Source organism: Methylobacterium sp. 37f, assembly GCF_023093475.1.
GTDB lineage: Bacteria > Pseudomonadota > Alphaproteobacteria > Rhizobiales > Beijerinckiaceae > Methylobacterium.
Genome location: NZ_JAGHKN010000004.1, coordinates 26,410 through 40,772, shown reverse-complemented (window position 1 = coordinate 40,772; position 14,363 = coordinate 26,410). Strand labels below are relative to the sequence as shown.

13 protein-coding genes and 1 pseudogene are annotated in these 14,363 nt (G+C 68.8%); 6 read left to right on the top strand and 8 right to left on the bottom strand.

Annotation, left to right across the window (positions count from 1 at the left end; all coding sequences use genetic code 11):
• Positions 1–111: 111 nt before the first annotated feature.
• The 4 genes from J7U37_RS03945 to J7U37_RS03930 all read left to right on the top strand — a co-directional run bounded on the left by J7U37_RS03945 (position 112) and on the right by J7U37_RS03930 (position 3,384).
• Positions 112–1,557, top strand: coding sequence for a saccharopine dehydrogenase NADP-binding domain-containing protein (locus J7U37_RS03945; RefSeq protein ID WP_056480111.1), 1,446 nt, complete (start codon positions 112–114; stop codon positions 1,555–1,557).
• 169 nt (positions 1,558–1,726) lie between these two features.
• Positions 1,727–2,068 carry a hypothetical protein gene (locus J7U37_RS03940; protein ID WP_056189478.1) on the top strand — a complete coding sequence of 114 codons (342 nt, stop codon included), beginning with the start codon at positions 1,727–1,729 and terminating at the stop codon, positions 2,066–2,068.
• Between the two features lie 27 nt (positions 2,069–2,095).
• Entirely contained in the window at positions 2,096–2,938 is an 843-nt protein-coding gene (locus J7U37_RS03935) for a DUF1206 domain-containing protein (protein ID WP_056189480.1), read from the top strand.
• Positions 2,939–3,048: 110 nt separating this feature from the next.
• Positions 3,049–3,384, top strand: a complete 336-nt coding sequence (locus J7U37_RS03930; protein WP_244476759.1) for a PepSY domain-containing protein — start codon at positions 3,049–3,051, stop codon at positions 3,382–3,384.
• Positions 3,385–3,430: 46 nt separating this feature from the next.
• Here J7U37_RS03930 and J7U37_RS03925 read toward each other — a convergent pair whose 3' ends face one another.
• From J7U37_RS03925 to leuD, 4 genes are all read right to left on the bottom strand, one after another.
• Positions 3,431–4,384, bottom strand: a complete 954-nt coding sequence (locus tag J7U37_RS03925) for an NAD-dependent epimerase/dehydratase family protein (protein ID WP_247634878.1) — start codon at positions 4,382–4,384, stop codon at positions 3,431–3,433.
• Between the two features lie 13 nt (positions 4,385–4,397).
• Entirely contained in the window at positions 4,398–4,784 is a 387-nt protein-coding gene (locus J7U37_RS03920) for a RidA family protein (RefSeq protein ID WP_247634877.1), read from the bottom strand.
• Positions 4,781–5,941 (bottom strand): lytic murein transglycosylase, encoded by a 1,161-nt coding sequence (locus J7U37_RS03915; protein ID WP_244476791.1) that lies wholly within the window; start codon positions 5,939–5,941, stop codon positions 4,781–4,783. Before J7U37_RS03915 ends, J7U37_RS03920 begins: the two co-directional genes overlap by 4 nt.
• 464 nt (positions 5,942–6,405) lie before the next feature.
• Positions 6,406–7,008: a 3-isopropylmalate dehydratase small subunit gene (gene leuD / locus J7U37_RS03910; RefSeq protein WP_247634876.1), complete on the bottom strand. Its 603-nt coding sequence runs from the start codon at positions 7,006–7,008 to the stop codon at positions 6,406–6,408.
• 172 nt (positions 7,009–7,180) lie between these two features.
• Between leuD and J7U37_RS03905 the strand changes: the two genes are divergently transcribed.
• Positions 7,181–7,348, top strand: coding sequence for a hypothetical protein (locus tag J7U37_RS03905; protein WP_200935790.1), 168 nt, complete (start codon positions 7,181–7,183; stop codon positions 7,346–7,348).
• A 31-nt stretch (positions 7,349–7,379) separates the two neighbouring features.
• Here the strand turns inward: J7U37_RS03905 and ccrA are convergent, their stop codons facing one another.
• Positions 7,380–8,657 carry a crotonyl-CoA carboxylase/reductase gene (gene ccrA, locus J7U37_RS03900; RefSeq protein WP_056189493.1) on the bottom strand — a complete coding sequence of 426 codons (1,278 nt, stop codon included), beginning with the start codon at positions 8,655–8,657 and terminating at the stop codon, positions 7,380–7,382.
• A gap of 248 nt (positions 8,658–8,905) precedes the next feature.
• Positions 8,906–9,211 (bottom strand): annotated as a pseudogene (locus tag J7U37_RS25080) (catalase-related domain-containing protein); the annotation flags it as partial.
• A gap of 120 nt (positions 9,212–9,331) precedes the next feature.
• Here J7U37_RS25080 and J7U37_RS03890 point away from each other — a divergent pair.
• Positions 9,332–11,398 carry a protein meaA gene (locus J7U37_RS03890; protein WP_247634875.1) on the top strand — a complete coding sequence of 689 codons (2,067 nt, stop codon included), beginning with the start codon at positions 9,332–9,334 and terminating at the stop codon, positions 11,396–11,398.
• A 108-nt stretch (positions 11,399–11,506) separates the two neighbouring features.
• Here J7U37_RS03890 and J7U37_RS03885 read toward each other — a convergent pair whose 3' ends face one another.
• Together J7U37_RS03885 and lnt are read right to left on the bottom strand one after the other, a co-directional pair.
• A complete protein-coding gene (locus J7U37_RS03885; RefSeq protein WP_247634874.1) occupies positions 11,507–12,664 on the bottom strand; it encodes an MFS transporter in 1,158 nt (385 codons plus the stop codon).
• A gap of 14 nt (positions 12,665–12,678) precedes the next feature.
• Positions 12,679–14,355 (bottom strand): apolipoprotein N-acyltransferase, encoded by a 1,677-nt coding sequence (lnt, locus tag J7U37_RS03880; protein WP_247634873.1) that lies wholly within the window; start codon positions 14,353–14,355, stop codon positions 12,679–12,681.
• Between the last annotated feature and the right edge of the window lie 8 nt (positions 14,356–14,363).

The following is a 14,363-nucleotide window of genomic DNA, read 5'->3' as shown; positions in this document are numbered from 1 at the left end:
TGCGGGCCGCAAACGTCACTGAGCCCGTCGCTTGTTCGTCATTTGCGGCGCCTAAGCACGGCGCTCGCCGAGCGATGACGACGAATTGAGTATGAGAAGGATCGAGTGCTGATGACCGAAGCCGCAACCTCCTGGCCCGTCCACGGCCGCATCACCGGCCCCATCGTGATGATCGGCTTCGGCTCCATCGGGCGCGGCACCCTTCCGCTGATCGAGCGCCACTTCGAGTACGACAAGGCCCGCTTCACCGTCGTCGAGCCGTCCGACGCGCACAAGGCGCTGGCCGACAAGCATGGCCTGCGCTTCGAGCAGGTGGCGCTCACCAAGGAGAACTACCGCGAAATCCTGACGCCCCTCCTCACCGAGGGCGGCGGCCAGGGCTTCTGCGTCAACCTCTCGGTCGACACCTCTTCGCGCGCCATCATGGAACTGTGCCGCGAACTCGGCGCCTTCTACATCGACACCGTGGCCGAGCCCTGGCCGGGCTTCTACTTCGACAAGAACAAGAGCCAGGGCGACCGCACCAACTACGCCCTGCGCCAGGACATCCTCGACGCCCGCGCGGCGAGCCCGGGCGGCATCACCGCCGTCTCGTGCTGCGGCGCCAATCCCGGCATGGTCTCGTGGTTCGTCAAGCAGGCGCTCCTCAACGTCGCCGGCGATCTCGGGCTGAAGACCCCCGAGCCGAAGGACCGCGCCGGCTGGGCCGCGCTCATGCGCGAGGTCGGCGTCAAGGGCGTGCACATCGCCGAGCGCGACACCCAGCGCGCCAAGTCGGCCAAGCCCATGGGCGTGTTCGTCAACACCTGGTCGGTGGAAGGCTTCGTCTCCGAAGGGAACCAGCCGGCCGAACTCGGCTGGGGCACCCACGAGACCTGGAAGCCCGACAACGCCCGCGAGCAGGAGAAGGGGTCGCGCTGCGCGATCTACCTGCTGCAGCCCGGCGCCGACACCCGCGTGCGCTCCTGGACCCCGACCGCCCAGTCGCAGTTCGGGTTCCTGGTGACGCACAACGAGGCCGTCTCGATCTCCGACTACTACACCGTGCTGGAGGGTGAGCGCGCCGCCTACCGCCCGACCTGCCACTACGCCTACCACCCGGCCAACGACGCCGTCCTGTCGCTGCACGAGATGTTCGGCAATGGCGGCAAGGTTCAGGAGAAGCACCACATCCTCGACGAGACCGAAATCGTGGACGGCATCGACGAGCTCGGCGTTCTCCTCTACGGCCACGCCAAGAACGCCTACTGGTACGGTTCGCAGCTCTCCATCGAAGAGACCCGCCGCATCGCCCCCTACCAGAATGCCACCGGCCTGCAGGTTACCTCGGCCGTGCTCGCCGGCATGGTCTGGGCCCTGGAGAACCCGGAGGCCGGCATCGTCGAGGCCGACGAGATGGACTTCCGCCGCTGCCTCGAGGTGCAGACCCCGTATCTCGGCCCCGTCGTCGGCGTCTATACCGACTGGACCCCGCTGACCGGTCGCCCGGGCCTGTTCCCCGAGGACATCGACACCAGCGATCCGTGGCAGTTCCGGAACGTGCTCGTTCACGGCTGATCGGCCTGCGACTCGCCTGATCGGTTCCCGGCGCACCGTTGGTGCCGGGGACTGAACCCGACACGACGCACTTCGACCCCGTTGTGCGCTGGACTGACAGACGTCTACGATGGCATCGCGCTCTGACGCGCAGATCCGTCTTCGTCTCCAGCCAGGACTGCATTGCCCGGTGCCTCATTTCGAAGATTTCTATGCCGCCAAGCTGCGTGGCTCGCTCGGCGTCACCGACGCCGAATCGGTGCTCGACCTGCGCGGGGTGAACCGACCGACGGCGGAAGCGTCGCTTGCCGACATGCTGGAGCGCAGCCGGTTCGGGAAGGGCAAGACGGTGGCGCTCCGTCTCGATCCTCCGCCGGAGGGCGGCGGCGAAACCCTGTTCCAGCCGATCGGACGGCTTCTGCTCGACGCCAAGCGCAAGGGCCTGGTCGATCGCCTGCAGACCCTGCCGGCTGGCGACGGCCTCGGCTTCTACGTGGCACTATCTGGCAAGGCTGCGCGTTCCTCCGACTGAACCAGTCGTGAAATACCAGGAAGCGCCGTGTTTTCACTTGGACTCAACACAATCGAGCGTCTGGCTCGGTTCGGATACGGCGCGCGCGGCGTCGTTTACTGTCTGGTCGGCGGCCTTGCCCTGTTGGCGGCGATCGGCCGGGGGGGACGCGCGGGCGACAGCGAGAGCGCCATCCGCTGGGTCCTGGCCGGGCCGTTCGGTGCCGTGCTGGTCGGCCTGATCGCCGTCGGGCTCCTGGGATTCGCGATCTGGCGCCTGGTCGAGGGCGTCACCGACGCCGACCGCCGCGGCACGTCGCTCAAAGGCAGCATCGTGCGCCTCGCCCATCTCCTCAGTGCGGTGATCTACACCGGTCTCGCGATCACCGCCGCGAGTCTCGCCCTCGGTCTGAGCCGAGGCGGCGGCGACAAGGCGCAGGACTGGACCGCTTGGCTCCTCGCCAAGCCGTTCGGACTGTGGCTCGTCGGCCTGATCGGCCTCGGCGTGATGGGCGGCGGGGTCGCCTTCCTGGTGAAGGCCTTCAAGGGCGACGTGACCGACCGCCTGAAGCTCGACGCCGACCATTGCCGCTGGGCCAAGCCGATCGGGCAGTTCGGCTATGCCGCGCGCGGCATCGCGTTCCTGATCATCGGCGGGTTCTTCATCGCGGCGGCCTGGTATCAGGCCTCGTCCGAAGTGAAGGGGCTCGCCGGTGCCTTCGCGGCCCTGCGCGCCCAGCCCTACGGCTGGGTCCTGCTCGCCATCGTGGCGGCCGGACATTTCGCCTTCGGAGCTTTCGGCCTGATCCAGGCGCGGTTCCGCCACATCGATGCGCCCGATATCGACCAAACGGACGACGCCGTCGCGGCCGCCCTCAAGGCGGTCCGCTGAGTCGCGCCCACGGAACCAACGGACGCATCGGTCGATTGAGGCGCAGTTCGTGCGTCCAGGTATCGAGGCCGATGGTGCCGCCCCGATGCGCGCAAGAGGGGGAAGCCCAGTTGTCCATTCGTTCGACCATTCTCGCCGGCAGCCTCATGGCGCTCGGCCTCGGCCTGACCGCCGCGCCCGCCTCCGCGCAGGGGATCTCCATCGGCCCCGGCGGCGTCCAGGTCGATCCCGGCTACCGTCGCGGCTACGATGATCGCGGTCCGCCGCGCAGCGAGTTGTCCCGGGGCGAGGCGGCGCGGATCGCCCGGCGCGAAGGCCTCGTCGATGTCGACGGCGTCGACCGGCGCGGTCCCCGGATGATCGTCCGCGGCTCCGACCGTCGCGGCGACGACCTGACCGTGGTCATCGACAGTCGCTCCGGCGACGTGCTCGACGTCCGCCGCTGATCGACAGCTTATCTCGCGACAGAGCCCGGCGCGGTGCCGGGCTTTTTTATGTCTGGTTTCCGTTCGGTCCGTGGCCGGCCAGGCTCTCCCGGGCGAGCCGCACCAGCCCGTCCCGGGCGGCGATGGCCGGAGTCCAGCCGAGGTCCATCAGCCCATCGGGCCGCGCCACCAGATCGCCGGCCAGCCGGGCGTAGAGGGCCTCCCGACCGGTGAGGCGGCAGGCGAGGCCGAGCAGGCTCCTCGGCACCGGCACCAGACCCGGCCCACGCCCGAGACCGGCCCGCAACGCCGTGATCATGTCCGGCAGGGTCAGGGCATCGGGTTCGGCGACGATCAGGGGCCGGCGCAGCGGGCCGGGCGCTTTGAGGACCGCCGCTACCGCGGCGCCCAGGCTCTCGACCGAGACCAGCGAGCGCCGACCGTCGAGGCGCCCGAACGGCAGAGGCGCCGCCGAGCGGGCCAGTTGCATCAGGCGGGCGACATTGCCTTTCGCGCCGGCTCCGTAGACCAGGACGGGTCGCAGGGCGACCCAGTCGAGATCGGTCCCCGCCAGGGCTGCCTCGGCATCGCGCTTCGAGCGTCCGTACGGGTCGGTCGGCGCCGGCAGGTCTGTGTCCGTCACGATGCCGGACGCCGCGAAGCCGACCTGGGCCCGGATCGACGAGAGGAAGACGAAGCGGTTCACGCGGGCGCGGGCGGCGGCTTCGGCGAGGCGCAGGGTGGCTTCGGTGTTCGAGGCGCGGAAGTCGTCCTCCGGCGTTCCCGACATCGCATGGGCAAGCCCGGCCGAATGCACGATCGCGTCGACGCCGGCGAGCGCTGCCGCCATGTTCATCGGCCGCGTCAGGTCCCCGACCACGGCGCTGGTGGCGCCCTCCGGCATCGCGACCGGCCGGCGCAGCAGGACCCGCACGCGATAGCCCCGCTGCGACAGGCTGTGGAGCAGGTGGCGCCCGATGAATCCGGTGGCGCCCGTCAATGCGATCAGCCGTGCGACCACGATCGGGTTCTCCCTAGGCCAGTCTCGCGGTGACCTCGATCTCGACCTTCATCTCGGGGCGCAGCAGGCCCGCCACGATGGCGATGGTGGCGGCCGGCCGGACATCGGCCAACACCCGCCCACAGATTCCGAGCACCGCCTCGGCATCCGCGCGATCGGTGACGTAATAGGTCGCCCGCACGATCCCCGCCAGGGACGACCCCGCGTCCACCAGCGTGGCGTCAATCGTGCGCCAGCAGGCCTCGGCCTGATCCTCCGCCGAGTCCGGCATCGTCATCGTGGCGTAATCGTAGCCGGTGGTTCCGGCCACGAACACGTAGCCATCCTGCACCACGGCACGGGAATAGCCGTAGGCGGTCTCGAAGGGCGACCCCGAGCTGATCAGGCGGCGCGCACTCATCCGCGTCGCAGCGCCTCCAGCACCTTGGCACCGGGACGGCCGGTCGCCGGCATGCCGAGGCTGCGCTCGACCTCCTTGATCGCGTCGCGGGTCTTCGACCCGACCTTGCCGTCCGGCTCGCCGACGTCGAAGCCGCGCTTGGTCAGGCGGGCCTGGAGATCGCGGCGTTCGGCCCGGGACAGGGGCGGATCGTCGGTCGGCCACTCCGCCTGGATGCCCGCGCGGCCGCGCAGGCGATCGGACAGCACCGCGATGGCCAGACCATAGGATTCGGCGGCGTTGTAGGAGTAGAGCGCGTCGAAGTTCTTCGTCACCAGGAAGGCCGGCCCGTCGCTGCCCGCCGGCAGCAGGATACCCGCCGGCCCGTCGCCCGAGAGCGGGCGGCCGTCGATGCGGGTGACGCCGAGGGAGGCCCAGTGCGCCACCGGCTTCTTGTTCTTTCGCCCGGCGGCGCCGGCGTTGAAGCCGCGCGGGACCTTGACCTCGTAGCCCCAGGGCTGGCCGTTGTTCCACTTGGCGACGCGCAGGAAGTTGGCCGTGGAGGCGACGGCGTCCGGCACCGAATCGACCAGATCGCGGCGCCCGTCACCATCGCCGTCGACGGCGAGACGCTGGTAGGTGGTGGGCATGAACTGGGTCTGGCCGAAGGCGCCGGCCCAGGAGCCGTTGAGGCGCGAGGGGTCGATGTCGCCGCGCTCGATGATCTTCAGGGTGGCCATCAGCTCGCCCTTGAAGAAGTCCTTCCGGCGGTGATTGGCGCAGATCAGGGTGGCGAAGGACTGGACCAGCGGCATCTTGCCGAGGTTCTTGCCGAAATTCGACTCGACGCCCCAGACCGCCGCGATGGTGTGGCGGTCGACGCCGTAGCGCGCCTCCGCGTTGGCGAGCGCCTGTGCGTGCTGACGCATCGCCGCCTTGCCGTCGTCGACACGCTCCTCGTCGACCAGGGCGGCCATGTAATCCCAGATCGGAGTCTTGAACTCGGGCTGAGCCTGGGAGAGTTCCAGCACCTTCTCGTCATGCGCGATGCCGGCGGTGGCCGCCCGGAAGGTCTGGGCCGAGATGCCCTGCGCCGCGGCCTGCGCCTGGAGGTTGGCGAGGCAGCCCTGAAAATCGGCCCGCGCCGGAGCGGAGATCGACAGGAGGGCCGCAGCCATCCCGAGGGAGAGGGTCGCCGTCTTGCCCGGTCGGCCGAATGCCATCGTGTTCTCCGCCACTACGTACCCATCGATCGTGAGCAGCGATTCAGGCGATACCAGGGTTAACGAACGGTTGAGGGCGAGACCGATTCGTTGGGGTGATGGCCTGGTGCTCTCGGGGTGTTGGGTATCGCTTGGCCAACTCAGCCTGTTGGATCTGCGCACAGCGTACAGCAGCCCCCAACACGACCTCAGGCAGAATGCCGATATGATGGCGGAAACCACTCGGAGCACTGCGTCGTCCCGGGGCCGCGCAGCGGAGCCCCGGATCCAGAAACTCAGGTGGTACCAGGCCTTACACTGTCGGCGGCTATGGATTCCGGGCTCGCCTGCGGCGCCCCGGAATGACGGAGCGCCACGGACTTTCGATCGCCCGGTCTTGTCGGGAGGAGTCTTGCCGGGAGGCGTCTTGCCGCAGCTCCTTAGGCGAACCCGCGCGCCGCCAGTTTCTCCTCGTAGGCGTCGATCTTGGGCGCTCGCTTCAGCGTGAGGCCGATCTCGTCGAGGCCGTTGAGCAGGCTTTCCTTGCGACCGGAATCGATGTCGAAATGCAGGGTGCCGCCGTCCGGACCCTTGATGGTCTGGGCTTCGAGATCGACCGAGAGCGTGGCGTTGGAGCCGCGCTCGGCATCCTCGAACAGCTTCTCCAGGTCTTCCGGCGAGACCGTGATCGCCAGGAGGCCGTTCTTGGCGCAGTTGTTGAAGAAGATGTCGGCGAAACTCGTCGAGATCACGCAGCGGATGCCGAAATCGGTCAGGGCCCAGGGCGCGTGCTCGCGCGACGAGCCGCAACCGAAATTGTCACCGACGACGAGGATCCGGGCGTTGCGATAGGCCGGCTTGTTGAGGACGAAATCCGGGTTCTCGGAGCCGTCGTCCCGGTAGCGCATCTCGGAGAACAGGCCCTTGCCGAGGCCGGTGCGCTTGATCGTCTTGAGATACTGCTTGGGGATGATCCGGTCGGTGTCGACGTTGATGATCCGCATGGGCGCCGCGACGCCCTCCAGGGTGGTGAACTTGTCCATGATGCCGGTCGCCGTGGTCTCGCGATGGGCGGCGGCCTCATCCGCTGACGAGGCAGGTGCCGCATGTGGGCCGACCTCTATCAGGCGGGCGCCGACGCCGAAAGACGGGGCTTCGCGTCTCGCGATCGTCGCCCATCGGGCCTATGCTGTGCGCAACACCAGGGGAACAGCCATGAGCGAGACCACGAACCAGTTCAAGAAGGCGCCGAAACGCAAGAAAGAGAAGGCCCGCACGGTGTCGGTCTCCCCCGAGATGCGCCAAGCCTACGCCGACCTGATCAAGCAGAAGGAAGAGCGCGAGGAATACGCCAAGCACCTGCCCTCCGAAAAGGGCAGGTGATCGTCTGGTGTCGGGTATCGGGTATCGGACCTTAGCGCTTTCCGGCCTCGACCACGTCCTCGACCGTGCGCAGACCGGCGCGGGGGGCGTTGACGAGGCAGGCCATGTTGCCCGGGGCGTGCTGGTTCTTCCACATCTTGGTGTGAGCCTGGGGAATCTTGTCCCAGGGGAAGACTTCGCTCATGCACGGGTCGATGCGCTGGTCGAGGACGAACTGGTTCGCCGCCGAGGCCTGCTTGAGATGGGCGAAGTGCGAGCCCTGGATACGCTTCTGGCGCATCCAGACGTAGCGGGCGTCGAAGGTGATGTTGAAGCCCGTGGTGCCGGCGCAGAACACGATCATGCCGCCGCGCTTGGCCACCAGGGTGGAGACCGGGAAGGTCGATTCGCCCGGATGCTCGAACACGATGTCGACGTCGTTGCCCTTGCCGGTGATCTCCCAGATCGCCTTGCCGAACTTGCGGGCCTCCTTGAGCCAGGTGTTGTATTCAGGGCTGTTCACCTTCGGCAACTGGCCCCAGCAATCGAACTCCTTGCGGTTGATCACGCCCTTGGCCCCGAGGCTCATGACGTAGTCGCGCTTGGTGTCGTCGGAGATCACCGCGATGGCGTTGGCGCCGGAGGCCGCGCAGAGCTGGACCGCGAACACGCCGAGGCCGCCGGACGCGCCCCAGACCAGGACGTTCTGGCCCGGGCGCACGGTGTGGGGGGCGTGGCCGAACAGCATGCGGTAGGCGGTGGCGAGGGTCAGCGTGTAGCAGGCCGCCTCCTCCCAGGTCAGATGCTTCGGACGGGCCATGAGCTGGCGCGACTGCACCCGGCAATACTGCGCGAACGAGCCATCCCCGGTCTCGTAGCCCCAGATGCGCTGCGAGGGCGAGAACATCGGATCGCCGCCGTTGCACTCCTCGTCGTCGCCGTCATCCTGATTGCAGTGGATGATGACCTCGTCGCCGACCTTCCAGCGCTTCACCTTCGCGCCGACCTTCCAGACGATGCCCGACGCGTCCGAACCGGCGATGTGGTACTCGCCCTTGTGCACGTCGAAGGGCGAGATCGGCTCGCCGAGGCCGGCCCAGACGCCGTTGTAGTTGATGCCGGCGGCCATGACGTAGACGAGCACTTCGTCGTCGCCGATCTCCCAGACCGGGAGGACTTCGAGCAGATGCGACTGCTCCGGCGGTCCATGGCGCTCGCGCCGGATCGCCCAGGCATACATCTTCGCAGGCACGTGACCGAGGGGCGGGACCTCGCCCATCTCGTACAGGTCCTTGATTTCAGTCGTGCTCGACGCAACGCTCGCGGCCATCTTGGCTCTCCCCGTGACTTCTTGTGCTGCCCGCTATATCGGCGAACCCGAAGCCGTCCAAGAGCCCCAACGGCCAAGAATCTTTTCGTTGGCGCGCAAGAAACCTTGCGATCCACAAGCAGAAGGCGCCGGCCGGACCGACGCCTTCCTGTATTCAATATTATGCTTTTGCCACGGACCTTTAAGGCTCGCTGCCCACAGGTTTCTTCGGCGATCTCCTGACCGGCGGCGATGCCCAGGCCCTCGGCGACGCCGCGACCGAAGTCGGGATGCACCTTGTACCAACGTCCAATCAGCCGCTCCCGGATGGCGCGCGAGCTGTCGCCCATCGAGGTGACGATGGCTTCGACGAGGCGCTGACGGCCGCCGGCGTCGGGCCTGGAATCGCGGCCGCCATCGCCCTGCGCGATCGCGTTCGACAGGTCCGCGGCGATCGCCGTCGGTCTGCCGTCCCAACCGCAATCAGCTCCGCGCCCCGATCGGGCAGCCGACCACTGCGCCGTGAATGGCAGGCCGAGAGCGCGCGATCGTTGCAGGCGCGCAACCGTGAGCATCCGGGCCGTTCGTCCTGATGACGCCGCGCACGCGCTTCGCTAGGGTGCGCAGCAAGTGATCGAGAACAATCAAATTCAATTTTAGATCACATCAAATTCAGTCTCAGGGAGTCTTCGGGGATGAGCGGACAGGCAGGCGTTGCGGAGATCAAGCGCGACAAGCCATGGATCATCCGCACCTATGCGGGCCATTCCAACGCGAAGGAATCGAACGCGCTCTACAAGGGCAACCTCGCCAAGGGGCAGACCGGTCTTTCGGTTGCTTTCGATCTGCCGACCCAGACCGGTTATGATCCCGACCACGAGCTGGCGCGCGGCGAGGTCGGCAAGGTCGGCGTCTCGATCGCTCATCTCGGCGACATGCGGACCCTGTTCGACCAGATTCCACTGCAGCAGATGAACACCTCGATGACGATCAACGCCACGGCACCGTGGCTGCTGTCGCTCTACCTCGCGGTGGCCGAGGAGCAGGGCGCGCCGTTCGCCGGGCTCCAGGGCACCACGCAGAACGACATCATCAAGGAATACCTGTCGCGCGGCACCTACGTGTTTCCGCCCGCGCCCTCCCTTCGCCTGACCAAGGACGTGATCCTGTTCACGACCAAGGAAGTGCCGAAGTGGAACCCGATGAACGTCTGCTCCTACCATCTGCAGGAGGCCGGGGCGACGCCGGTGCAGGAACTGTCCTACGCGCTCGCCATCGCCATCGCGGTGCTGGACACGGTGCGCGACGACCCGGATTTCGACGAAGCCAGCTTTGCCGACGTGTTCAGCCGCATCTCGTTCTTCGTCAATGCCGGCATGCGGTTCGTCACCGAGATCTGCAAGATGCGGGCGTTCTCGGAACTCTGGGATGAGATCGCCCAGGAGCGCTACGGCATCACCGACCCGAAGAAGCGGATTTTTCGCTACGGCGTCCAGGTCAATTCCCTCGGCCTCACCGAGCAGCAGCCGGAAAACAACGTCCACCGCATCCTGATCGAAATGCTGGCCGTCACCCTGTCGAAGCGGGCGCGCGCCCGCGCCGTGCAGCTTCCGGCCTGGAACGAGGCGCTGGGCCTGCCGCGCCCCTGGGACCAGCAATGGTCGATGCGGATGCAGCAGATTCTGGCCTTCGAGACCGACCTGCTCGAATACGACGACATCTTCGACGGTTCGAAGGTCATCGATGCCAAGGTCGAGGCCCTGAAGGCCGAGACCCGCAAGGCGTTGGAGGAGATCGGCGGCATCGGCGGCGCCGTGGCGGCCGTCGAGACCGGCGCCCTCAAGCGGGCGCTGGTGGAGTCCAACGCCAAGCGCATCTCCGCCATCGAGGCCGGCGATCAGGTCGTGGTCGGCGTCAACAAGTTCCAGGCCGGCGAGCCCTCGCCCCTCACCGCCGGCGAGGGGGCGATCTTCACCGTCTCCGAGACGGTCGAGATGGAGGCCGAACAGCGCATCCGCGAGTGGCGCTCCAAGCGCGACGGCCGGGCCGTCGACAAGGCCCTGGACGACCTCGAAGCGGCCGCCCGTTCCGGCGCCAACATCATGCCGGTGTCGATCGCGGCGGCGAAGGCCGGCGTCACCACCGGCGAATGGGGCGAGCGCCTGCGCCAGGTCTTCGGCGAGTATCGCGCCCCGACCGGCGTCACCCTCGAGACCATCTCGTCGGGCGCCGCCGCCGATGCCAAACTGCTCATCGCGGATCTCGGCGAGCGCCTGGGCGAGACCCCCAGGCTCGTGGTCGGCAAGCCGGGCCTCGACGGCCACTCGAACGGCGCCGAGCAGATCGCGCTGCGCGCCCGCGACGTCGGCTTCGACGTGACCTATGACGGCATCCGCCAGACCCCGGCCGAGATCGTCGCCAAGGCGAAGTCCACGGGCGCCCACGTGGTCGGGCTGTCGATCCTCTCGGGCAGCCACGTGCCGCTGGTGCGCGACGTCCGGGCCAAGATGCGCGAGGCCGGGCTCGATCACATCCCGCTGGTGGTCGGCGGCATCATCTCGCCCGACGATGAACTGGTGCTCAAGAACATGGGCGTGACGGCGGTCTACACCCCGAAGGACTACGTCCTCGACTCCATCATGGTGGGCATCGCCAAGGTGGTGGAACGCGCCCTCGACAAGCGCGCCGCCGAGCAGGCCGACGCCAAGGCCGGTGTCGCGGGGGCGACCCCGCGCGGCGACACCGCCGAGAAGGTGTTCTGAGCCAAGCGCGCCCGGAGGATTTTTGGCCCCTCCGGGCAGTCGATCGGCCCTGACGGTCTAGCCCGTTGGTCGATGCGCCAGCCCGTCATCTCAAGGTCTCGGGGCCGCTCAGCCCCGCCCGACATAGCGGTCGCGTCCCGCACCCAGGCTGCACAGGAACGCCGCGATCGCGATGGCGCAGAACAGGGCCGTCGAGGCGGCCCAGGTGCCGGTCAGGTCGTGGGCCAGACCGAAGCTCAGGGGGCCGAGCGAGGCCAGGGTGTAGCCGACGCTCTGCGACATCGCCGCGAGACTGCCGGCGGCGGCCGGATCGCGGGCACGCAGGACGATGATGGTGAGGCCGAGGCCGAACAGCCCACCGAGGCCCGCCCCGAGCAGCATGCCCACCGGAAGGGCCCAGGACAGCGGCCCGTAGACCAGCGCCACCAGCGAGACGATGCACAGGCCGAGAAGCCCGGCGGCGAAGCCGCGCTGGTCGCGCACCCGTGCCGCGAAGGATGGCACCAGCAGCGCCGCCGGGGCCTGCCCGATGCTCATCAGTGAGGACACGAACCCGGCCTCGACCGCGCTGAGCCCGCGGTCATGCAACACCAGGGGCAACCAGCCGAACATGATGTAGGCCAGCGACGATTGCAGGCCCATGAACCCGGTCACCTGCCAGGCGATCCGGTCGCGCCACAGGGAGATTCGGCGTGCGTGTCCGGCCTGCGCATCGGCGCCCGTCGCGAATGGCGCCCAGGCGACGGTTGCCAGGATGGCCGGGAGCGCCCACACCCCGAGGGCCACGGGCCAGCTTCCGAGCTGGTTGGCCAGGGGCACCGCGAGGCCCGCCCCCGCCGCCGCACCGAGGCAGAGCACCATGGTGTAGAGGCCGGTGACGAATCCGGTCAGTCTCGGGAAGTCGCGCTTGACCAGCCCCGGCAGGAGCACACCCGAGAGGCCGATCCCGAAGGCGGCGAGGCAGGCGCCAACGAAGAGCGGCCCGAGCCCCCCGAGGCCGCGCAGGCCCGAACCCAGCGCCACGATCGCCACCGCCAGCAGCACGCCGCGATCGGCCCCGAAGCGTCGCATCACCAAAGGACCGAGGGTGCAGGCGAGACCGATGCACAGCACCGGAAGCGTGGTGAGCAGGGCCGCCCCGGCGGCACTCAGGGCGGTCTCGGCGCGGATGCGCTCCAGCAGCGGGCCGACGGTGGTCAGGGCGGGGCGCATGTTGAAGGCGACCAGCAGGATGCCGAGACCGAGAAGGAGCGGCCGGGCTCGCATCGGAGATGTCGTCTTCACGCGCTACGCCGCCGTACCGCCAGGGTGGTGAGGAAACCCCCGATCCAGACCAGCCCGAACGGCAGGTCGCCGAGGCTGGCATAGAGCGTCCGCCCGGAGAGGCGGGCCGGCAGGTTGGCATCGAGCACGCCCTCGACGCCGAGCGGCAGGCTGGCGGTGATGCGGCCATGGGCGTCGATCACGGCCGAAATGCCGGTGTTGGCGTCGCGCACCAGGGGCAGCCCTTCCTCCACGGCACGCAGCCGCGCCTGGGCGAGGTGCTGGCGTGGCCCCGGCGTGTCGCCGAACCAGGCGTCGTTGGTCAGATTGAGGATCAGGCCGGGAACCGGCGGCGGCCCGTTCGGCGTGGCGCCCGGCACGATCGCGCCCGGAAAGATCGCCTCGTAGCAGATCGTCGCCGCCACCGGGGGCAGGCCCGGAATGGTCATGATCCGCTGGGTCGCCCGGTCGCCCGCGGTGAAGCCGCCCGGGATCGAGACGAACTGCCGGATGTGCAGGGCGCGCAGGGTCGCATCGAGGGGGCCGGGCAGGTACTCGCCGAAGGGCACCAGGTGGACCTTGTCGTAGATGTCGCCGAGCTTCGGCCCGGCCGACATCGTCAGGATGCTGTTGAAGAAGCGCGGACGCGCGTCGCCCACCGGCACCTCGGCCCGCGCCGCCCCGGTGATGAGCTGCTTGCCCGGCGGGAAGGCGGCGGCGATCCGGGCCAGGGCCTCGGGATCGCGCTGGATCAGGAACGGAAAGGCTGATTCCGGCCAGATCACGTGCGTGACGTCGGCGATGCCGGTGCGGTCGGGCGCGGCGGCGCGGTCGCTGAGTTCAAGGTAGCGGTCGAGGATGTCCTGACGGTTCTCGGGCCGGAACTTGGCGTCCTGGTTGAGATTCGGCTGAACGAGGCGCAGGCGCACGCCCGACACGATCGGATCGGCGGCGGCTGGAACCCGCGCGGCGCCGAATCCCGCGAGGGCCGCCAGGGCGAAGCCGGCGAGGACCAGCGGCCCGAAGCGTCCGCGCGCGCTGTCCGCCACCGCCAGGGTCGCGGGGGCGGCCGCGATGAGGATCGCCAGAAGGGTCAGGCCATAGAGGCCGACCAGGGACGCGCCCTGCATCAGCCACAGGTTCTGCCCCAGCGCCATGCCGAGCGTATTCCAGGGAAACCCGGTGAAGAGATGCCCGCGCAGCCACTCGCTGGCGGACAGGCCAAGCGCGAGGGCGACGATGCGCAGTGCCCCGCGCGACCACAGCAGCCGGGCGAGCCCGAAGCCGAGGGCGTAGAACAGGGCTAGTACCGCCGGCAGGCCGACGACACCCAGGGGCAGCGCCCACAGGAACTCCTCGGCCTCCACCAGGAAAGCCGATCCGAGCCACCACAGACCCGCGGTGAGATAGCCGAACCCCCAGGCCCAGCCGATCACCGCGCTGGCGAGGACGGCCCCGCGCGTGGCCCGGCGTCCGGTGGCGGCGCCATCGATCAGCCAGACCGCGACGCACAGGGATACGACGAGGGCGGGAAACAGCCCGAAGGGCGGCATCGCCAGGGCGCCGGCGGCGCCGGCCGCCATGGCGACGGCGATGCGGCGCCAGCCGGCGGTCAGCATCACCCACTGCGCGAGGGCGACGAGCGGCCCCGTCGCCGCTCCGTAACCGGCGCGTCCCACGACGCTCGACGTCATGCGAAACC